A 19,951-nucleotide genomic window follows, 5' to 3' on the forward strand; every position below is an offset into this window, starting at 1 on the left:
AACAGTTTGCCATCTACAGGAAGGAGTGTCTCACATGGCAAAGACAGCAAACCTCTACGCCCGCATTGAGCCGGAAGTAAAGGAACAGGCGGAAAGCATTTTAGCTGCGCTGGGTATCCCGGTCTCTAACGCGATCAATATGTTCTATAAGCAAATCATTTTGCAGCGTGGCATCCCCTTTGAAATGAAGCTGCCGCAGGCAAGGGTAGTGGATATGGGCAAGCTGACTGCACAGGAACTTGACCAGGAATTGGAAAAGGGATACCAAGATGTTCTGGCGGGCAGGACAAGACCGGCAAACAGGGTTTTTGACGAAATCCGAAAGGACTACGGTATATGACATATTCAGTCGAGATCGCGGCTCAGGCAGAACAGGACTTGCGCGGTATCTTTGAGTATATCGCCTACGAGCTGCAATCGGTCCAAAACGCTGCGGCGCAGCTTGCCAGACTGGAGGAAAACGTTTGCGCCCTCGACCGGATGCCGGAGCGGTATCGCCGGTATGAAAAGGAGCCGTGGTATAGCCGGGGCTGGCGGGTTATGCCGGTAGACCATTACTGTGTGTTCTATACGCCGGATCACGACCGCAAAATCGTGAACATCACCCGCGTACTTTACGGGGGGAGGGACATAGAGACCGTCCTTGCCGATCATGAAACAGTATAAATTCGAGCAAATTGATAGGATCCATGTTATCTTTGAACGGGCGGAGCTGGTAAAACGGCTCCGCCCTTTTGCTATCCATTGCAAAGGAGCGATAAACCGATGAATAGATCAAAAAAGCGAAAAAACCGGCTGTTTCCCATGCTCATAACCGTCATGGTGCTGACCGCCGTTTTAACCCCTGCCGCCTATGCGGATACCGACGGCACTGAGCCGAAAATTGTGCAGCAGCCCGACCAACTGGTCCTGCAGTTGGGAACGCGCTGGGCCGGGGTGGAGTTTGAGCTGCGCACCGACGCCGGTATCTTTCCTGTTCCGGTTGTGGTAGACGAGTATGGCGTTTTGACCATGGACCTGGGCGGCAGCACGACCTATACCTTGAGCTGCATTCACTCCACCGCCCCGATCCCTGACCCGGAACCCGAGCAGACCGACCCGCCTCCGCCCGCTGTATCCGACCCCGTGCCGGAGGCTCCAGTCAGCCCCCAGAAAGAGGGGAAGCAAGGCGGCCTTCCGATTCCAGCAGTCATCTTTCTGGTCGGCCTGGCCGTCGTGGCCGGAGTAATCGCCACGCTCCATATCACAAAGAAGCGCCAGGAATACGCCTATGACGAGTGGGAGTATGAAGACGACGAGCCGTAATACTGACTTCGCGCTCCCATACTCACTTTGACACAAAACTTGTGAATAAACCGTGTATTTTTGGGAATTTGGTTGACTTTTCAAAATGTTTATGGTAATATTTATCCATAGCAAGACACTGCGTTCAGGCTCTCGATACGCCGGGATAACCTGGCGTCAGACCTGCCGGAACTTAGCAGGGAATCGTTACGGATCTGCTGTATAGCCGGATCCACACGACGCAGGTCTTGTCTCATAAAATTGTAGCCGGAAGGCTGCTGAAATACAGTGCAGAGTCAATGGCTGGGTGCGACCCCACTATCCCAGCGCTTGGCTTTGCATTGTCTTTTTTCGGCAGTCTTCCGGCTCTTTCTGTTTTATTTGGAGGTTTTGAGCATGAAACGAAAATCAAATCGGGGAAAGGTATGGAACCCGCGAGGTACATCTGGACAGGTGCGGTGCCACTGCGGCTGTCCGGCAGTCCTGCGCAGTGCGGAGGGAATCTGCAGGACCTACCGACCGGGTGCTAAGGTGTATGTCTGCTCCGGCTATCCCGCGTGCGACTCTTTCGTTATGGCCCACCCGGGAACTTTGGAGCCGATGGGTACGCTGGCCCCTCCGGGGTTGAGACGGCTGCGGTATGAGGCCCACCAGCAGTTCGACCAGCTCCATAAGTCCGGCCTGATGACCAGGCGGGAGGCATACCAATGGCTGTCTTACACGACGCAGGCGCCCATGTCTCACGCCCACATCGGGCATCTGGGCGAGTATTACTGCCGGGTTGTGATCCGAGAGAGCAGGAAACTGCTGGCCCAGCGCACTGGGGCGGCGTGAACTTAAAATATCGGGAGGTGAATGGTATGCTGCCGCTTACAAAAGAACAGCGAGTAAAAGTAGAAGAAAATATGGGGCTTGTGGGCAAGGTAATAGGGGACTGCGTTCACACATTGGACAAGGGTTGCATCTATACCTATGATGATCTCTTCCAGATCGGGTGCATTGGCCTGTGCAAGGCGGCCCAGACCGACCAGCCCGGACACAAGGGCGCATTCTCAACCTATGCCTACTGCCTGATCCGCAATGAGATCTACACACAGATGGAGTACGCCACACGCCGCGGCCGGGAACAGGCCACAGACCCGGCGGAATTGCCCTGCGGCGTAGTGGACGACAGTCTGGAGGAGCGGGATGCCTGTCGGGAACTGATGGGGCTGCTGGACCGGGCTGAAGCTACAGCCACCGGCACCACGGCGAAAGGCATCCGGGCCATCCGGATGCGCATTGACGGATACTCCAGTAAGGAGATTGGTGTCAGCGCCAGTGATAAAATGTAAGAAAACGCCGAGGAAAAAATGTAGTTTAGTGGCGGAGGTGAAGGGAAAAAGATAGACTCCCAATCAGGGCGAGAAAGAGCCCGGAAAGGGAGTCAGAAAATGAAAGGAGCACAGTGGATGGATATCCGAAGCGACAGACAAAAAGGGCTGAGCTATGTGGAGCTGGGACGGAAGTACCACATGGACCCGCGGACGGCAAAGCGGTACGCGGAATCGCCGCAGAAGCCGGAGTACACATTGAGCGAACCCAAGCCAACAAAGATGGACCCGTACAAGCAGATCGTGGACGAGTGGCTGGAAGAGGCGCCGTATTCAGCGTTGCGGATACTGGAGAAGCTGCGGGAGATGGGGTTTGACGGAGGTTACAGTATTGTCAAGGCGTATGTGAGCAGCCGGAAGATGGACTTGAATGAGAAAGCAACGGTGCGGTTTGAGACGATGCCAGGAAAGCAAGGGCAGATGGACTGGGGATTCTTCGAGGATCACCTGGTATACGAGGACGGAAAGTGGAAGAAGCTGTACTGCTTTCTCATGATTCTGGGGTACTCAAGGATGCGGTACATCGAATTTGTCACAGATATGAGCACAAACACGTTGATACGGTGCCATCAGAACGCGTTTCGGTATTTCGGAGGCTACCCGGAGGAGATTCTGTACGATAACATGAAGCAGGTAGTCATCAAGCGGCTTTTGAAGCAGGAGGACTCCACACTAAACCGGCAGTTTGAGGACTTCGCGGGATTCTATGGATTCAAACCCATCCTGTGCCGGCCATATCGTGGTCAGACGAAAGGAAAAGTGGAGCGGACGGTGCAGTTTGTGCGGGACAACTTCATGGTCGGGATCAAGTACAACAGCCTGGCAGATTTGAATGGACAAGCCTTGGCTTGGTGTAATAAGGTCAATGGCAAAGTCCATGCCACCACCAACGAGATTCCCTTTGAACGGCTGCAAAAAGAGGGGCTGAGTCCTCTTTCCCGTGAGTACATCATCGACAAGATCAACCTTAGGCGGGTACAAAAAGACTGCCTCATCTCATACGCCGGGAATCAGTACTCCGTGCCAGCGGAGTACATCGGCAAAGATGTGGCAGTCGTGGCCCTCGACAGTATGCTGGCCGCCTACTATGAGGGAAAGCAGATCGCTCTGCATCGAATATCGTATCAAAGGAAGGACATGGTTGTCAATCCTCAGCACTATAGAAGGATTACGCTGAAACAGACAATAGATGCGGAAAATGTTCTGCTGGAACAGGGCAAAGTAATAGATTTCCCCTTGAAGCCCTCCGATTTATCCAGATATGACGAGGTGCTGTATGACTGAATTTACTATGGACAGGCTGAGGGAAAACCTGGAAGCCCTTAAAATGAAAAACACCCTGGAGATTCTGGACAACTACCTGGAACGGGCGGTGGCGGACAAGCTCAACATTGTGGAGGTTTTGGATCACATTTTCTCAGAAGAAGCCAAATCCAAGCGGAGACGGGCCTATGAGAAGCAGATCCAGATGTCTGGCTTTCCCATTAAGAAAACCCTGGACGACTTCGATTTCTCTTTCCAGCCCTCCATCGACAAGCGCCAGATCGATGAGTTGGCTACCATGCGCTTCCTGGAAAACGGGGAGAATGTGGTCTTCCTCGGCCCGCCCGGCGTGGGCAAGACCCATCTGGCCTCCGCTTTGGGCCTGGTGGCGGCACAGCACCGTTTCTCCACCTACTACATCAACTGCCACCAGCTCATTGAACAGCTCAAGAAGGCCCATTTTGAGAACCGTCTGCCGGACAAGCTCAAGGTTCTGGCCAAGTACAGGATGCTCATCATCGACGAAATCGGCTACCTCCCCATGGACATCCAGGGTGCAAACCTGTTCTTTCAGCTCATTGCCAGGCGGTACGAGAAAACATCCACCGTCTTCACCTCCAACAAAACCTTCTCCCAGTGGAACGAGGTCTTTGCCGACGTCACCATCGCCTCCGCCATCCTGGATCGTGTACTGCATCACTGCACCGTTATCAACATCAAGGGTGAGTCTTACCGCCTGAAGGAGCGCAAGGAATTTATGCGCCAGAAACAGCAAATCGTAAATACTCTTTTCCTGCAAGGAAATAACTGATTCTGTTACCCCCCCCCCCCGCCGAAAAACTACAAAATTTCTTCGGCGTTTTCTTACAATTTCAAATTGGCGTTGACAGTTTTTTATGGAAAGGATTAGATCTTTTCAGATTACCAGCATGACTATTTCCGGTTTTAAGTCCTATCAGGAGCCCACGGAGCTGGTTTTCGGAAATCCTACCATCATCACCGGCGGCAATGGCCGGGGAAAAACCAGCGTGGCGGACGCCATCGCCTTCGCTGTCACGGGGCTTCCCTTCTTCGGAGAGCGGGGCATCGACCGCCTGCACAACGAGGAAAACCCGGACGTGTACATCGCTATGCGCTTTGTGGAGGATATCGGCAAGGCCCATGAGCTGATTCGCACCCGGCAGAACAATAAAATGCGGATCACCTATGACGGCCATGAGATCCGCCAGCTGGACCTGAAGGACCTCTTTGGAGAGCCCGATGTATTCCTGTCCATCCTGAACCCCCTCTATTTCATTGAGGAGCTGGGGGATAAGGGCAAGAACCTTCTGGAAATGTATCTGCCGGAGCTTCCGGTGGAGAATGTCCTGAAACAGCTGTCTCCGGATTTGGCGCTGGCTTTGAAGGGGGAACCGCTTCTCTCGCCGGAAACCTATCTAAAAAAGAAGCGGGCGGACATTCGCAATCTGGAGGAAAGCATCCTCTACATGCAGGGCCAGCGGGATCAGGCGGAGGCCCAGGGCGAGACCCGGCTTCAAATGACCGAATCAGCCTCTAAACGGCAGGCCGCGCTCCAGGAGGAATTGACCGCTCTGGAAGAAAAGCGGTTTGCCGGGCTGGATGTGCCGGCCCTACGGGAGCAGCTGGTAGACCTCAGCACCCGATACGAGGAGGCCCTTCGGGACAACAGCGGCCGAGAGGAACAGAATCAGCTTCACGTCCTCCGGGGAAAAATCGTCGAGCGGCAGGCGGAGCAGTACCAGTCCAAGTACGCCCAGCCTCTGGCGGAAACTGCCGCCCAGGTAAAAAGTCTGGGGCTGCGCTACCAGCAGGAAGGGAAAAATTATCAGTTCCTTTCCGCCGGGAATCCCTGCCCCACCTGCCACCGCTCCATTCCGGCGGATATTTTGCCGGAGGTACAGGCGGAGATCAAAAAGGCCGCCGATGCCATTCTCGCCGAGGGTAAGGCAAGACAGGCCCAGCTGCAGGAGCTCCAGGGGCTGGACAAGCAAGCCGCCGACACCTTTGAGCGGTTCAAGGCCGATGACCTGGAGAAATGGTCTCAGGAGGCGTCTGAGCTGGAGGCCCAATGCCGGACCCTGGCAGGGTCTGTTCCCCAGGAGGCAGAGAACCTTCGGCAGGAGATTCAGACGGTAAGCGCCGCCATTGAGTACGGTAATCTCAGCCAGGAGGAGTTTGACCGTTTGAAGGAGTGCCGGGAAGAGCTGCGACAGTGCGCCGCTGATTTGAAAGCGGCGGAAAAGGCTGTGGCTGTAACGCCGGAGGACATCGACGGGCAGATCGAGCAGGCAAACCAGAAGATCGCGGTGCTGAAAAAGCAGATCTCCAACGCGGCGCAGTATGTTTCTAAGCGGGCCGAGATGCTGTTTTCTGCCTTGAAGATGAACCGGGTGGAGATTTCCCTCTACGATGTGGTAAAGACCACCGGGGAAGCCAAGGACGCCTTCAAATTCACCTATGCCGGGCGGCGTTACGACCGGCTGTCCCTGTCCGAGAAGATTCGGGCGGGCATGGAGGTCTCCGAGATGATGAAGCGCCTCACCGGACGGAATTACCCGGTCTTCGTGGACAATATGGAGTCTGTGGACGATCTCGCCAACGCCAGGCCCACCGGGCAGGTGATTTTGGCCAAGTGCGTACACGGCGCGGAATTGTCCGTAGGGCCCATGAGTCCCACCCCGGCGGCGGGGCAGCAGAAAGCCGCGTGATTGACCTGATTTAGAGGGGTAGGTGTACCGCTTGGTCTATGAGAAGATCCCCATCGTGGAAACGGCCCGGCGGTGCGGGCTGGTCCTCGACTCCCGGACGCTCAATCGTCTGGAGGTCGAGGCCAGCTGCCCCTTTTGCGGCGACCACGGGCCGGGGAAATACCACCTCAACCTCAACACAAATACGGACCAATACCGCTGCAGCCTCTGCGGGGCCCGCGGGAACAGCGTTTCCCTGTACGCCCGAATCAAGGGAATGAGCAACAAAGAGGCTTTTCGGGAGCTGTCCAGGGAGGTCAAGACCTACCCTTTTCCACAGCAGCCGGAGCCTCGAAATACGGAGCGGCAGCCGCTTCCTCTGGAGCAGCGCCATGCCGCCTATACGGATATGCTGGAGCATCTGACGCTCCTGGGCAGGCACAGAGACAACCTGCTGGGCCGGGGCTTTTCCCCGGAGCGTATCCAGGAGAACCAGTACCGCAGTATGCCGGAGACAGACCGGAGCCGGAGGCTCCTCGCGGAGCTTCTCCGAGCCGGCAGCCATGAGCTGTTTGGCTTGCCGGGTTTCCGTACATACTACGGCGAGTGGACCATAAGCGGGCCCAGGGGGTTCCTGATTCCCGTCCGAAACAAGGACGGACTGATCCAGGGACTCAAAATACGGCTGGACGACGCAGATAAACCGGACCGCAAATACCGCTGGTTCTCCAGCCGGGGCCTGCCGGATGGGACCCGCAGCTATTCCTGGATTCATGTCACCGGAAATACCGCCAGCAGGCGGGCCTTCATTACGGAGGGACCACTGAAGGGCGACGCCGCCAGTTTCCTGACGAACGACGCGCTCTTTGTCTGCATCGGCGGCGTCAACGCCATCCACGGGCTGAAGGATACCCTGGTTGATTTGGGTGTCCGGGAGATCGTGGAGGCTATGGACATGGACCAGATGACCAATGAGAATGTGTGCAGAGCCGTTCTCGAAATGCGCCGGGAGGTGCAGACCATCCCGGGAATCAGATATTACAAATATACCTGGAATCCGGCCTATAAGGGGGTAGACGATTACCTTTTAAGCCGGAGAGCTGCGACGATGTAAAGGAGGTGTGTTTATGGGCAGAACATTAGTAAAAGTCATTGCGTCGGAGTCATATATTGATTCCCAACTTTTTAGCTTGGAGCATAAAGCCTCTCCGCATTTTTATCTTCCCAGAGAGAAGTTTGAGGAATTGGAGCGGGACGAAATGGTTCTTTCTAAAAGCGTGAGCGGTGACGAACAGGAATCTTCTCTTTCAGCGTACTTTCATAGATTCCTTTGGTCAAGGGAGCTTTTTATCTGTTTTGTCTGGTCTGGTGCCGGGCAGCCGATTCGCAGTGATTCTATAAGGCTTCCTTATGATGATCTGGCGGCATTTGTTAAAGAGAGCCGGTATAAGGGCGCACAGGCTGAATGGAAAATGCTTTCGCTGGAGGAATTGGAATCCCCGCGTCTGGTGTTTTGTGATAAGCGGAATCTGCGTCAATGCCTGGTTGACAAGACCATACGGCATAAGCTGGTCCACTGCCTGCGGGACAAATTTCAGAGGCCGGACGTTCGGGAGATTCGGTTTTATGACCGGGCGACGCCATATAGCTTTACCTACCAGGAAATTTGTGATACGGACATCCGGCGAGTGGGTTCGATTACTCTACTCCACCAAGATGACCTTGAAAAGGCATATTACCTCGAAACGAGCCGCCCTGAAAGGAATCCTCTGTGTCCGGAGTGCTATCGTTCAATTGAGCTGCTTTCGTGCGATAAATAAAGGAGGAACAGCATGGATAATTTTTTTGATATGCGGGACTTTATCGGCGCCGCCGAGGGCGACAAGGACCATATGCTGGGGAAATTCCTCTACTTCTCCCTGGCGAATCTCCTGGTGGAGAAGGACGCCCTGGCCAAGCTCTGCGGAGATTTGGACATCCCCTATGCCGGCGGCAAGCGGCTGTCCGTTTCGGACGCCTTCCGTTCCGCCACCGGCGATATCCAGGAGCGCATCCCCGTCACCCGGATGGGAGAGTCCCACATCTACCTGGCCTACTGCCGGGACAACAAGCGTACATCTGAAATCCTCTCCCGGGAGCTGGTGAAGGAGACCTTGAACCAGCAGACCAACCAGTATGAGAAGCTGGCGAACATCAGCTACGACAAGCGGGACGGCTCGTTCCGCTGTGAGAATCTGGTGATGGACGACGTAGTGGACGTGCGGAAATGCTGCCGCCAGGCGGAGGAGCTGTTTGAACTTTACCAGCGCTGCGCCAACCGCAAGCAGGTGGAGACGATCTGCACCAATTTCCTGCGGTCCATTGAGGCTACCAAGCTCAGTATCACCGGATACCTCTACTTCGTTCCCCGGACCTTCATGGAGAAGGTGGACACCTTTGAGGCGTTTCTCAACTTCCTGGGAGAATGAAACCAGAAAGGGACCCCTCTGGTGGTCAACTCCTTCTACATTATCGACGATGAAAAACAGCGGGGCAGGATGACCGAGGAGTTCTACGCGGCGGTGAAGAAGGAGATTGCCGAATACCAGGAACGGGCGGACTACTTCATCCAGTCCGGGTGCCAGAGTCCGGCGGTCATGGAGCGCTGGGCCTTGAAGATCCAGGGGCTGGAGGAGCGCAAGCGGCACTATGAGCAGGTGCTTCGCCGGGAGCTGGACGGGCTGGACGATGAGTTCAGTACGCTGAAATTCCTGGGTCAGGAGCTTCAGACCCGGGCAAAGAACATACGATTTCAGAAAGCGTCATAACTAGAATTGAGGATCGGAGAGGATTTCCTCTCCGATCCTTCTTTTGGATGAAACACAGGTGGGTCAGAGAAAAGCTCTCCAATGGTATGGTCACACTATTTTTTGAAAGCAATTGCTTTGTTATATTATCCCATTGTGAGATTCTGTTATATATGGTATGATGTCGTTATCTGTTGAGAACTTCAATATCTGATACTTTTAATCAAAGAATCAAGTTTCGTCCTTTAAGGCAATAATTTCGGCTAACCCGCGGCTGTCGCCCAGGATTTCAACATCTTCATCATTTGATCGGTTGACTTTCATCTGTGTAGACCCACCGCCATCAAGCATAACGCCGGCATATCTGGAATTAACTTTACCGCCATCTGTAATATCGAAGTATTCCTGAATCGCTTTGCGAAAGTTTTTATAGTTACATGCATTTTCAGTTGCAATCAGATATACATAGTTGATATTCATATCCGCAACCAGTGCCGTTCTGGCCGCAACTCTATCGTCATACGCCTGGGCCGGTTTCTCCCCTCCATTACCAGTTGCAACCGCAGTATCATAATCGGAGTAACCCAGCCACAGAGAAATTCCACCTTGTGCCCACGTTCCCACTGCGCTGGTTCCAGCAATATTAGCCGCATCCGTGCTTGGCTTATTGAATAGAGCAGACAATTGTCTACCGTTCCAAACAATAATACCGCCGCCGTTCCAATTATTCGAGTTTCCGTCATTTGCGTTCGGCCCTACAACATGCCCGTCTACCTACGCCAGACTAATTACTCGCCGCCCATTAGTACCACCTGGCCAGTTGAAAAAACCGCCGTTTACACCATAGTAACCAGATTCTTTTAAGTTTTTGTAACAACGGAGATTCTTTAGGGTAATGTTGCGCGCCCTTGTGCGAATCATGTGCAGGAGTATACCATTATAGGTCCCTGTTTTATAGTTATGATTTGTCGCCATCTTTTTAACTCCTTTGTTGTTTTTATAATGTATTATTGAAAAATTACATTATTAGTGTATTATATTCCTCGAAATATTTTTGCGTATTTCAACAAGCAACTCGTCCCCCATTTTTCTGGTTGCGAAATATGAATAATCCTGTTTTATAAAACACAGGGGGGATTGCTGGGAGGTGAACTATTTGTTTTTGCCCATTACTCCATTAGAAACCAAAAGTGATCAGGATTTTTTAAAGGCGCTTTACGAATCATATCAAGCCCAAATGTATGCAACAGCCTCACGCTATGTGTCTATTCAACAGGACCGAGAAGACATTGTACAGGATGCCGTTGTACGTTTATGCGGAAAAGTCAAAAAGCTAAGAAGTCTGCCACAATATGCTTTGCCGATGTACATCATGTATACGGTTAGAAATACAGCAATTAATTTTCAAACGCATCAATCTGTTGTAAAGCGCCATACTACCCCTCTGTCTGTGACACCTGACCACTACCCATCTCAGGCACTACTTTCTGAAAAGGCACTGGAATACGCAGAAAGTATGCAGGATTTAAAAAGAGTCTGGCACTTGCTCTCTGAGGAGGACCGCGAACTGCTTTACCGAAAGTACATCTTGCAGGAATCTAATGAGGATTTGGCAAAGCAGTATCATTGCCAAAAGGACAGTGTTCGAATGCTGCTGTTCCGTGCGCGGCAAAGAGCACTGGATCTAATGAAGGGAGAGCAAGTAAATGACGAGACATGAAGAATTATTGGAAAAATATACTGATGCATATTTTGCGCTGTTGATGGAAGAAGTCGCTATAGATGAGGGCAGACGGCTGGATCGGGAAAACGAGATGTTGCGGCAAGATCCAAATGTGGCAGTGCCGGAAGCATTAAACCAGCGGTGCATTCAAATCATTGATCGCTATTTTGCAGTTCAACGGCGGCAGAAGACTTTGCAATCGCTGAAAAAAGTCATGTATCGGGTTGCAGTACTAGTTATGATAGCCAGCACCCTGTTTACAACGGCATACGCATTTTCCGAATCTTTCCGGATGCTGATCGGCAGGTTCGGTACTCATGCTCAATTGCGTCTGGAGGCGCCTGTCACGATTAAAAACACTGCAACACCTTATGACATTTCAGCGGAGTGGCTTCCTGACGGATATGTTTTTACAGAGGAACGCCGGAGCAGCCAAAGTATTTGGAAACAGTATGCTGCGGCAGATGCCCGTCTAATTGAAGTGAGTACTTATATAGATCCTAATGTCACAATAAGTTTGGACTCTGAGGACGCAGAAGTGAAGCCATTAGAAATTCAGGGAAAGTCTGCGCTAATGATCGAAAAAGAAGGAGACGTGCAGATTGCATGGGTCGATCCAGAAACAGGGGTGTTGTGGGAAATATTTGGAGAGGGGATAGCTGAAACTACTATTATTCAAGTAGCAGAACATGTAATTCTAAAATAACATACTTTGGAGGGTGCTATGAAAAATCTTGCTTTACGTTATTTTTCCGTTGCTTTTCTTTTGGCTTTCGCACTTGTTTTAGCTCCAACCAATATTGCAAGCGCTGCGGGCGATACAAGCACAGGATTTATTGATGAAATTGAACCCAGATATACTGGCATTTCTAAACTGGGGGCTAATCTCACCATCAATTCAAATGGAGCTGCGCAATGCTGGGGAGAAGTTCGGTCCCGCAGTGGTTACACGTCTACTCTTACAGTATCCTTGCAGCAAGACGGAACTACAATTAAGAGTTGGAGTGTTTACGGTGGCGGTCTTCGTACTGTTGATGAAAGCTACACTGTGGAGAAAGGCCACAGTTATCAGGTAATTGCCAGCGTTGTTGTGAAAGATTCAAAAGGAACCGTTGTTGACAGAACCTCCGAAGAGTCCCGAGTGCAGTCCTATTAATCTTTCTAAATCGTTCAAGCATTTCCCTTTCTGCCGGTATGCAGTGCATAAAAAATACAGCGCATAGGAGATAAGTTCATTGGTGCTTGTCAGAGATGCTCCAGACATCTCTAAGTACAATCAACGCTTTTAAGATAGCCGGTCTGCCGCAAAACGCAAGGCCGGCCATTTTCTTTAATGCTTATCAGGCGACCGATTTACCGCTGTTTTGTGGGATCGGCCGCATTTCTTTTACCCTCATTTCCTATGCCAGATGCCGGTCTCCGCCTGATAAATTTGCCGTTGAACGATTGATAATGCAAATTTGTTTGGAAAGGACCCTGTCATATGAACACAAATAAGAATATAGAAGCATATGTTGTCAATATTTTGGAAAGCTACCCGAAACGTGAGCTTCAAATTAGTCTTCTGCATTATGAGATGCAGCATACAGCTCATATTTCGCCGGAAGAGATGATTGAGGGGATGTCTTTTGCCCATGGTGACAGCACAGGCGGCCGCAAGGGCCGTATCTCCGACAAGACCATGTACATTGCTCTGAATTATCAGGAGCGGATGGACCGTATGAATGAAGATGCCGCTAATAAAATTGCCCGTCGCCTCTTGGAACTGGAGTCCGAGCAGGATCGGATTCGTTATTATGTCTCGCTTCTGGAAAAGCGGGAAAGTGTGGTAATACGGTTGACTTATTTTGAGGGACTCAGTCAAGAGGCTGTCGCTGAATCTCTCGGAATTGTTTCCCGTACCATGCGTAGGATCAAGAAACGTGCAATCGAAAAACTGGCAAAGATGTATGGTTTTGCGGAGAATCCCAAAAGGTGATTATCCATACATAACCCGTTAGTCACAGTGTCCGCTAATTGTCCACCATATGGGACTTGCAATGTCCTTTTACTCTGTGCTATGATTAGACTGTCAAGATAAAAGATGCTCCCCGGGCAACATAAGACCCGGGGAGCATCTTTTATCTTGACAATTATTGAGGAAAGGAAGTAAATACATGGTACGTACTCGGACAATTCGGGAAGCGGCGGCCTACTTCCAAGAAAGCGACCCTCAGACCTGCCTGACGGAGACCGCCATCCGCACGCTGCTCCGCACAGGAGCCGTTCCCAGCGCCCGCGTGGGCAGGAAGTACCTGGTCACTATTGAAGCCTTGGAGGCCTATCAGAAGGGCTCTGTGGGGCCGGAGAAGCCCAAATCCGAGGCGTATAAGAAAGACTTGCCCGGGAAGTGGCAGATCAAGTGAGGCATTTACTTTTCCCGGCGTAGAGAAATAAAATAATTCCTTGTGGATTTCAAAGGAATACGGTATAATTTTATTGCTCTGAATCACAAGGCATTATTGAAAGGAGAATGCCAAATGGCCTCAAAAGCCAAAAAGAACTACACCTATTTTACAAAAGCGGTCCAACTACCTGACGGAACGCGGAAATATCTCAGGGGCAAGACCCAAGAGGAGCTGGATGAAAAGGTTTTGCAAGTCCAGATTTTAGTCAAAGCTGGAGTGGATGTATGCAGTGAAGAAACTTTTGGGCATCTCGCACAGATGTGGTTTGACATTTACAAAAAACCCTATCTCCGTGAAAAAAGCCTGGATGCAATTCGATATGTGCTCAATCATCAGATTTTGCCCCAGCTTGGCGGCTACCGGCTCCAGGACATCAGTCCTATGCAGATTCAAGCGCTTATGGCTGGCCTTGCTGAAAAAAGCAATTCCTTGCAGTCAAAAGTTTTAATCCACCTGCGCAGCATCTTCACCGTGGCCATGGAAAATGGCCTCATCGCCAAGTCGCCTGTGAGCAGTATGCTGAAAGCTGGCGGCAAACGGGCAGAAGAAAAGACTGCCCTGACCCCGGAGGAAAGCAGTCTGCTTCTGGAACAGGTCAAAGACATCCGGGCTAGAACCTTCCTGCTGATTGCCCTCCACACCGGGATGCGTCGAGGCGAGATCATCGGTTTGATGTGGGAAGACATTGATTTCCAAGAAAAAATCATCCATGTCCGCCACAATGCCATCATCAAGGAAAAGGCAACCACAATCAGCGATGACCTCAAAACGAAAGCAGGACGCAGGGATATCCCCATGTCGGAGGAACTGGCGCTCTGGCTGGAAGAACAGAAACACAAAGCCCATTCCAAATTCGTGTTCACCATGAAAGACGGCAAACCCATGACACAATCTTCTTACAAAAGCATGTGGCGGCACATCAGCGCGGAACTTCCTGATACACACATCTCCGCACATATCCTCCGCCACACTTACATTACCCGTATGTTTGAGGCCGGATTGGATATCAAAGAAATCCAATACCTGGCTGGACACAGCACGGTGGACATGACGCTGAGGGTCTATACGCACTACGACCAGAGGTCCAGAAAGACAAAAACCGCAGAAAAAGTGCGGGAAGCATTGAGAACGTAAGAGAAAAATTTTGTTCAATTGTTGCAAATTTGCAACAGAGCGCCGATTGGGAAATGGCGGAGGGTAATTCTATGCCGCTTTTAATTGCCTGCACGGTCCAAAACCCCGCAAACCCTTGGGCGGCAATCGGTTCAAGGCTCAAAAAATTTGCAACACTTTTGCAACAAAATGACCGCAAATAGCCTCAAAACACGGTAAAACACAGGAAGCACAGCAGGGTAAAAATGGAAGCAGAAAAACCCTCAAACCGTTGCGGCTCAAGGGTTTCCTGTGGTGACCCGGCGGGGATTCGAACCCCGGACCCACTGCTTAAAAGGCAGTTGCTCTGCCAACTGAGCTACCGGATCATATTCTGCTGTAAACCGCCCGCAGGCGGAGAAAAATGGCAGGGACGGCTGGACTCGAACCAGCGGATGAGGGAGTCAAAGTCCCTTGCCTTACCACTTGGCTACGCCCCTATGTGGAAAGAGGGAACCGGGGTAACCCCGATCCCCTGCTTTTGTTGGGGTGGGAGATGGGACTCGAACCCACGACACCCGGAACCACAATCCGGTGCTCTAACCAACTGAGCTACACCCACCACATATAAACCATACGGAACGCCCGCTGACATTTCCCACGGGAGAGATGGTACGCCAGAAGGGACTCGAACCCCTGGCCTACTGCTTAGAAGGCAGTTGCTCTATCCAGCTGAGCTACTGGCGCGAATTTGATGGAGCAGGTGACGAGAATCGAACTCGCATCCCCAGCTTGGAAGGCTGGTGCCCTGACCATTGTGCTACACCTGCGTTCGCCCTCCCGGAAATTGTCAGCTGAGATAGAATACCACGAAACCGGGCGGCTGTCAAGTAGTCGGACGCATTCTTTTGAAAATTTTTGCGAAATTGGCAGCCCGGGCCAGAACCAACGGCGGTCAGTACTGGCTCACGGCGCCGGTGACGCAGTTTACATAGTAGCCCACCGTGTCGGTGACGATATGCCAGACCGGCGTCAGGGACATGGGGGCGGCGGTGGAGCTCTGGAGCTCGTAGCAGAGGGACATCTCCGTGATGGAGGAGGCCACGGCGCCGGTCTCCCGGCGCATGGCCAGGAAGGCGGTCAGGGCGGCCTGGGCGGAGAGGAGCTCCGGGTCTCCGGCGGTCTCCGCGGAGGTCTCCGGCAGCAGCGTGCCCCGGGCGGATACCACCGCGTCCTGCTCCAGGAGGAAGGTCACAGCGCAGTTGGCCACCGTCAGCCCGCCGTACTCCCGGAGGGCGGTGACGGTGCCGCTGCCGGCGTCGTCCAGCTGAACGGAGGTTACCGTGTAGTGAAAATCCCGGCAGAACCTGCGGCAGAAATTCTCCCCGCCGGAGGCGGCCAGGGTGCCGGCGGCCTCAAAGCTGCCGTTTTCTCGAAACAGCGCCGCGCCGCCCGCGCCGCTGTACGAATAGACCCCTCCCCGTTCGGAGTGGCGGAGGCTGCCCCCCAGCAGATTTGTGGCGGCGGAGCGCTCCAGAGCGGTATCCCGGGTCAGGATGCGGCAGGGCGGTGGTTCCTCGTCCGGAATGGCGGCGGGAGAGAGCTCCATGCCGTCGGCGGCGAAGAGCTCCACCAGCTGTTCGGCAGACCGCTCCCGGGCGGCCCGGGCCGCCGTGCCCCGGTAGGCCATGGAGCCCAGCAGGAAGCCGTTCACCAGGAGCAGGATCAAAATGATAACGTTTTTCAGCTGATACCGGTCCATCCGCGCGGCTCCTTTGTCTGAGATTTGAGCGTCCGTTTCATATCATGCAAAGTGCCGGATATTTTTCCGCCGCTCTGCAGTCGATTTTCTTGCCGGGAGACAGCCCGCCTGCGGAAATCTGCCTTCATTGGCGGAAAAATCTCTCGCCGTTGGGCAGCCTGCCCTTCGTCAAACAAGACCTAATCCGCCAGCCACCGGGCGGAGGCGGCGGCGCCGTCGTCCACGTAGCCGATGGAGAGCTCCGCGCCTACCTGCCGCACGGCGATGGCCAGGGCCTGGCGCAGGGGCAGCAGCAGCGAGGTCTCCCCGGTGTCCGCATACTGCCGGAAGCGGAGCATGAGACCGGTCACCACGCCGCCGGACAGCGTGACCTCTGCGGCGCTGCCGCCGTGGTCAAAGCGGATGGGGACGCCGCCGGACTGCCAGCCGAAGGTGAGGATGGCGGCGCGCTCCGTCTGGCGCACGCCTGTCAGATACAGCCCGGCCTCGCTGGTCTGACCGGCCAGCAGGGTGTTCAGCAGGGCGTTGGCCCCCATGACCGCCTCCGTCACCGTGGGCTCCTCTCCGGCTGAGGCAATGGTGAGGGCCGGGTCGCCGCCGCTGCGGTAGCGGATCGAGCCGTCAGGATTGAGGCGCAGGGTGCGGTCGCCGTCGGTGATTACCTCCACGCCGCCGGACTCCGTGTAGCGGGAGTTGGTGCGGGGATAAAAGCCCAAGGCGGACAGCAGCGCGCTGCTGTCCGGGAGGGCCGAGGCGGAGGAGAGAACCGGCAGCTCCGGAAGCTCCAGGGGGAAGAGGGAGCAGGGGGCCGCGCCGGCGCTGTCCGGCTCCCCGCCGTCCAGGGCGAAATAGGCGCCGTTGAGCTCGTAGCCGCTGACCACACTCACCAGCTCTTCCGCGGAGACGGCGGAGGTCCCCTGCCGGCAGACATCTCCCTCGCACCACAGGTACAGCATGGCCTCATCGGTCTCACGGGCGGAGACCACCAGCCGCCGGACGGACAGATCACTGTCCAGGGACGTGCCCACCAGTCCCGCCAGCACCGGCAGGGGCAGGGGCTCCAGGAAGTCGCAGTAGACGGAAGTGCCGTTCAGCGCCTCCAAAAACGCCTTGTTCTCGCAGAGGGTGAAGGACTGCACAGAGCGCAGCGCCTCCCGCAAAAGCCCGCCCACGGGCTCAAAATCCCCGCCGGCAGTGGTGAGCGTCACGCTGCCGTACCGCCCGCCGTACACGCCGGTGACCGCCAGGCGCACCGGGGCGGAGAGGCTTGTCAGGGCGGTCTGGGAGACGTCCGGCGTCTGGGATGAATTTCCCGCCAGATACTGGAGATATCCGTTTCCGGCGTCCAGACCCAGGCTGTACAGCTGGGTCTGGGCGATCAAAAACGCCGCGGACAGGGCCAGCAGAACGATGGCGATGTTCTGGAAAAAGTCCCGGCGTTTCCGCCTGCTCTCGTCCATGTCCGTTCTCCCCTTTCTTTAGGCCTTGTTTGAAAAAGTCAAAACGCCCAAACGGTGGATCTTTATCCGCTGCTCTGCGTTAAATTTTCTTGCTGGGCGTCAGCCCGCCTGCAAAAATCTGCCTTGATTGGCGAAACAATCTCTCGCCGCTGAACATTCCGCCATTTATCAGACAAGTTCCGGAGCCTGTTCAGCCGCTTAAAGATGTGCGCTCACTCTCCGGACAGGATCTTGGAGTCCGGTCCGCCCACGGGCAGCTCCAGGCGCACGGTGGTGCCGGGGCCCTCGTGGGGGGCCAGGGCCAGAACGCCCTGATGGCGCTGGACGATCTCCAGGGCGATGGAGAGGCCCAGGCCGGTGCCGCCGGACTCTCGGGAGCGGGCCTTGTCCACCCGGTAGAAGCGGTCGAAGATGTGGGACCGGTCCTTCTCCGGAATGCCGATGCCGTCGTCCGAGACCTCCATCCAGGCCACCCCGTCGGTAGCCCCGGCGGTGACGCGGATGTGGCCGCCGTCCGGCGTGTATTTCACGGCGTTGCCGATGATGTTCATCATCACCTGCTCCAGCCGGCTGCGGTCGCCCACGATGAGAGGAAGGCTCTCCGGCGGGTCGTAGACCAGCTCGTGGCCCCGCTGTCTGGCGTTGAGGGCGTTGGCCCGGACCACGCTCTCGATGGCCTCCTCAAAGGGGAAGCGGGAGAGCACCAGCTCCGCGTCTCCCGCGTCCAGGCGGCTGAGGGTCAGCAGGTCCTGGACGATGTGGGTCATGCGGTCCGTCTCGTTGATGATGATGTCCAGAAAGCTGTCGGCGGTGTCACGGGGGATGTCGCCGCCCGCCTCCCGCAAAGTCTCGGCGTAGCTGCGGACATTGGTCAGGGGGGTGCGCAGCTCGTGGGAGACGTTGGCCACAAACTCCTTGCGCCGCTCCTCATTGCGGTGCTGTTCCGTCACGTCGTGGAGGACCACCAGGACGCCGCTGCTGTCCTGGCCGGAAAAGGGGGCCAGATACAGCTCCAGCGTGCTGCCCCCCACCACCAGCTCCCCCTCGGCGTGGTCGGGGCGCTGGAGGGCCAGCACCTCCCGGAAGGGGTGGACGGAGCCAAAGAGGCTGTCGTAGGAGCAGTCTGTGTCCACGGGCCTTTGGAGCATGGCGGTGGCCGTGGGGTTGCAGTGGATCAGGCGGCCCCTGTGGTCAAAGGCCGCCACGCCGTCGGTCATGTGGAGAAAGAGCGTATCCAGCTTGTTGCGCTCGTTCTCCACGGCGGCCAAGGTGGACTGGAGGATGTCCGCCATCTCGTTGAAGGTGCCGGTGAGGATGCCGATCTCGTCGGCGGACTCCACCAGCAGCTCCCCGCCGAAGTCCCCGGCGGCCACCCGCTCCGCGCCGGCGGTCAGCTTCTCAATGGGGCCCACCATGGTTTTCGACAGCAGAAAGCTCAGCAGCACGGAGATCAAAAGGCCGATGACCAGAGCCTGCATAATAATCAGGAACAGCTGGGAGTTCAGTCCGGAGACCGTGTCCTTGTTGTCCAGAATATAGATGATGAAGGCGTTCTCCCCGCCCATGATCGGCACCGCCACGTCCATGAAGTCCGCGGTGATGTCGCTCTCGTCTCCCACCGCCGTCTCGTCCTGCCGGAGCACGGCGTTCCGGGCGGCAAGGAGGTTGACGCTCTGCTGCCGGGGCAGGACGGACTCGTCGGCGGAGCTTGAGATATAGGCGCCGGTCTCGCCGTCCAGCACAAAATAGTTTCTGGTCCGGTAGTCCACGCCCAGGGAGCCGGCCCTGGCCTCCAGAATCTCCGCCACGCGGCCGGCGGGGTCCTCCGGGTCCGCGGCGGCGCCCCGCAGGTCAAAGACAAAGCTGTTGTTCTCCCCGCCGAAGACGTCGCTCATCTGCTGGTAAAAGGTGTTGATGTAAAAGCTGGAGACGCTGACCGTGAGAAAGGCGCCCACCACCGCCATCAGCGACGTAATCAGCAGCAGCAGGATCAGCGTGAGCTTCATGTGAAGACTTCGGAACATGGCGGGCCTCCTTTCGCAGTCTTTTCCGG

20 protein-coding genes, 5 tRNA genes and 1 pseudogene are annotated in these 19,951 nt (G+C 54.8%); 17 read left to right on the forward strand and 9 right to left on the reverse strand.

From position 1 onward, the window contains the following. Nucleotides 1-34 precede the first annotated feature (34 nt). The 11 genes and pseudogenes from C816_RS03790 (at nucleotide 35) to C816_RS25535 (ending at nucleotide 9,435) form a co-directional block, all read left to right on the forward strand. Nucleotides 35-340 (forward strand): type II toxin-antitoxin system RelB/DinJ family antitoxin, encoded by a 306-nt coding sequence (locus tag C816_RS03790; protein ID WP_016321092.1) that lies wholly within the window; start codon nucleotides 35-37, stop codon nucleotides 338-340. Continuing rightward, a complete protein-coding gene (locus tag C816_RS03795; RefSeq protein ID WP_016321093.1) occupies nucleotides 337-666 on the forward strand; it encodes a type II toxin-antitoxin system RelE/ParE family toxin in 330 nt (109 codons plus the stop codon). The genes C816_RS03790 and C816_RS03795 overlap by 4 nt, the downstream gene beginning before the upstream one ends. Before the next feature lie 99 nt (nucleotides 667-765). Next, nucleotides 766-1,305 carry a hypothetical protein gene (locus C816_RS03800; protein ID WP_016321094.1) on the forward strand — a complete coding sequence of 180 codons (540 nt, stop codon included), beginning with the start codon at nucleotides 766-768 and terminating at the stop codon, nucleotides 1,303-1,305. 375 nt (nucleotides 1,306-1,680) lie between these two features. Further along, nucleotides 1,681-2,118, forward strand: a complete 438-nt coding sequence (locus tag C816_RS03805; RefSeq protein ID WP_016321095.1) for a zinc-finger-containing protein — start codon at nucleotides 1,681-1,683, stop codon at nucleotides 2,116-2,118. 26 nt (nucleotides 2,119-2,144) lie between these two features. Further along, on the forward strand, nucleotides 2,145-2,618 hold the full coding sequence (locus C816_RS21555) for a sigma factor (protein WP_016321096.1): 474 nt from the start codon (nucleotides 2,145-2,147) through the stop codon (nucleotides 2,616-2,618). 117 nt (nucleotides 2,619-2,735) lie between these two features. Then, a complete protein-coding gene (gene istA / locus C816_RS23410; RefSeq protein ID WP_016320838.1) occupies nucleotides 2,736-3,941 on the forward strand; it encodes an IS21 family transposase in 1,206 nt (401 codons plus the stop codon). Next, the gene (gene istB / locus C816_RS03820) at nucleotides 3,934-4,731 is read left to right on the forward strand and encodes an IS21-like element helper ATPase IstB (protein WP_016320839.1); all 798 of its coding nucleotides are present in this window, start codon (nucleotides 3,934-3,936) and stop codon (nucleotides 4,729-4,731) included. The genes istA and istB overlap by 8 nt, the downstream gene beginning before the upstream one ends. Before the next feature lie 85 nt (nucleotides 4,732-4,816). Next, the gene (locus tag C816_RS03825) at nucleotides 4,817-6,649 is read left to right on the forward strand and encodes an AAA family ATPase (RefSeq protein ID WP_016321097.1); all 1,833 of its coding nucleotides are present in this window, start codon (nucleotides 4,817-4,819) and stop codon (nucleotides 6,647-6,649) included. Between the two features lie 22 nt (nucleotides 6,650-6,671). Then, nucleotides 6,672-7,742, forward strand: coding sequence for a hypothetical protein (locus C816_RS03830; protein WP_016321098.1), 1,071 nt, complete (start codon nucleotides 6,672-6,674; stop codon nucleotides 7,740-7,742). Between the two features lie 13 nt (nucleotides 7,743-7,755). Continuing rightward, on the forward strand, nucleotides 7,756-8,448 hold the full coding sequence (locus C816_RS03835; protein ID WP_016321099.1) for a hypothetical protein: 693 nt from the start codon (nucleotides 7,756-7,758) through the stop codon (nucleotides 8,446-8,448). Between the two features lie 30 nt (nucleotides 8,449-8,478). Further along, a pseudogene (locus C816_RS25535) lies at nucleotides 8,479-9,435 on the forward strand (DUF6744 family protein). Nucleotides 9,436-9,645: 210 nt separating this feature from the next. Here C816_RS25535 and C816_RS03850 read toward each other — a convergent pair. Then, nucleotides 9,646-10,098, reverse strand: coding sequence for a hypothetical protein (locus C816_RS03850; protein ID WP_040654602.1), 453 nt, complete (start codon nucleotides 10,096-10,098; stop codon nucleotides 9,646-9,648). A 472-nt stretch (nucleotides 10,099-10,570) separates the two neighbouring features. On the opposite strand from C816_RS03850, the gene C816_RS03855 reads away from it, so the two are divergent. The 6 genes from C816_RS03855 (at nucleotide 10,571) to C816_RS03875 (ending at nucleotide 14,718) form a co-directional block, all read left to right on the forward strand. Next, nucleotides 10,571-11,134, forward strand: a complete 564-nt coding sequence (locus tag C816_RS03855; RefSeq protein WP_016321103.1) for an RNA polymerase sigma factor — start codon at nucleotides 10,571-10,573, stop codon at nucleotides 11,132-11,134. Continuing rightward, nucleotides 11,121-11,843: a DUF4367 domain-containing protein gene (locus C816_RS03860; protein ID WP_016321104.1), complete on the forward strand. Its 723-nt coding sequence runs from the start codon at nucleotides 11,121-11,123 to the stop codon at nucleotides 11,841-11,843. Before C816_RS03855 ends, C816_RS03860 begins: the two co-directional genes overlap by 14 nt. An 18-nt stretch (nucleotides 11,844-11,861) precedes the next feature. Further along, complete coding sequence (locus tag C816_RS23415) at nucleotides 11,862-12,293, forward strand: hypothetical protein (RefSeq protein WP_016321105.1); 432 nt, start codon at nucleotides 11,862-11,864, stop codon at nucleotides 12,291-12,293. A gap of 327 nt (nucleotides 12,294-12,620) precedes the next feature. Further along, nucleotides 12,621-13,115, forward strand: a complete 495-nt coding sequence (locus tag C816_RS03865; protein WP_016321106.1) for a sigma-70 family RNA polymerase sigma factor — start codon at nucleotides 12,621-12,623, stop codon at nucleotides 13,113-13,115. Between the two features lie 178 nt (nucleotides 13,116-13,293). Then, on the forward strand, nucleotides 13,294-13,542 hold the full coding sequence (locus C816_RS03870; protein WP_016321107.1) for a helix-turn-helix domain-containing protein: 249 nt from the start codon (nucleotides 13,294-13,296) through the stop codon (nucleotides 13,540-13,542). A gap of 114 nt (nucleotides 13,543-13,656) precedes the next feature. After that, the gene (locus C816_RS03875; RefSeq protein WP_016321108.1) at nucleotides 13,657-14,718 is read left to right on the forward strand and encodes a tyrosine-type recombinase/integrase; all 1,062 of its coding nucleotides are present in this window, start codon (nucleotides 13,657-13,659) and stop codon (nucleotides 14,716-14,718) included. Between the two features lie 271 nt (nucleotides 14,719-14,989). Here the strand turns inward: C816_RS03875 and C816_RS03880 are convergent. From C816_RS03880 to C816_RS03915, 8 genes are all read right to left on the reverse strand, one after another. Next, nucleotides 14,990-15,065, reverse strand: a tRNA-Lys gene (locus C816_RS03880). A gap of 36 nt (nucleotides 15,066-15,101) precedes the next feature. Further along, a tRNA-Gln gene (locus C816_RS03885) sits at nucleotides 15,102-15,176 on the reverse strand. A 45-nt stretch (nucleotides 15,177-15,221) separates the two neighbouring features. Further along, nucleotides 15,222-15,298, reverse strand: a tRNA-His gene (locus tag C816_RS03890). Nucleotides 15,299-15,346: 48 nt separating this feature from the next. Further along, nucleotides 15,347-15,423, reverse strand: a tRNA-Arg gene (locus tag C816_RS03895). 8 nt (nucleotides 15,424-15,431) lie between these two features. After that, nucleotides 15,432-15,506, reverse strand: a tRNA-Gly gene (locus tag C816_RS03900). 125 nt (nucleotides 15,507-15,631) lie between these two features. Beyond that, nucleotides 15,632-16,438, reverse strand: a complete 807-nt coding sequence (locus tag C816_RS03905) for a two-component system regulatory protein YycI (RefSeq protein WP_016321109.1) — start codon at nucleotides 16,436-16,438, stop codon at nucleotides 15,632-15,634. A 179-nt stretch (nucleotides 16,439-16,617) separates the two neighbouring features. After that, nucleotides 16,618-17,898 (reverse strand): hypothetical protein, encoded by a 1,281-nt coding sequence (locus tag C816_RS03910; RefSeq protein ID WP_016321110.1) that lies wholly within the window; start codon nucleotides 17,896-17,898, stop codon nucleotides 16,618-16,620. Nucleotides 17,899-18,110: 212 nt separating this feature from the next. Beyond that, nucleotides 18,111-19,922, reverse strand: a complete 1,812-nt coding sequence (locus C816_RS03915; RefSeq protein WP_016321111.1) for an ATP-binding protein — start codon at nucleotides 19,920-19,922, stop codon at nucleotides 18,111-18,113. Between the last annotated feature and the right edge of the window lie 29 nt (nucleotides 19,923-19,951).

The organism is Oscillibacter sp. 1-3 (assembly GCF_000403435.2).
In the GTDB taxonomy this organism is placed as follows: domain Bacteria; phylum Bacillota; class Clostridia; order Oscillospirales; family Oscillospiraceae; genus Oscillibacter.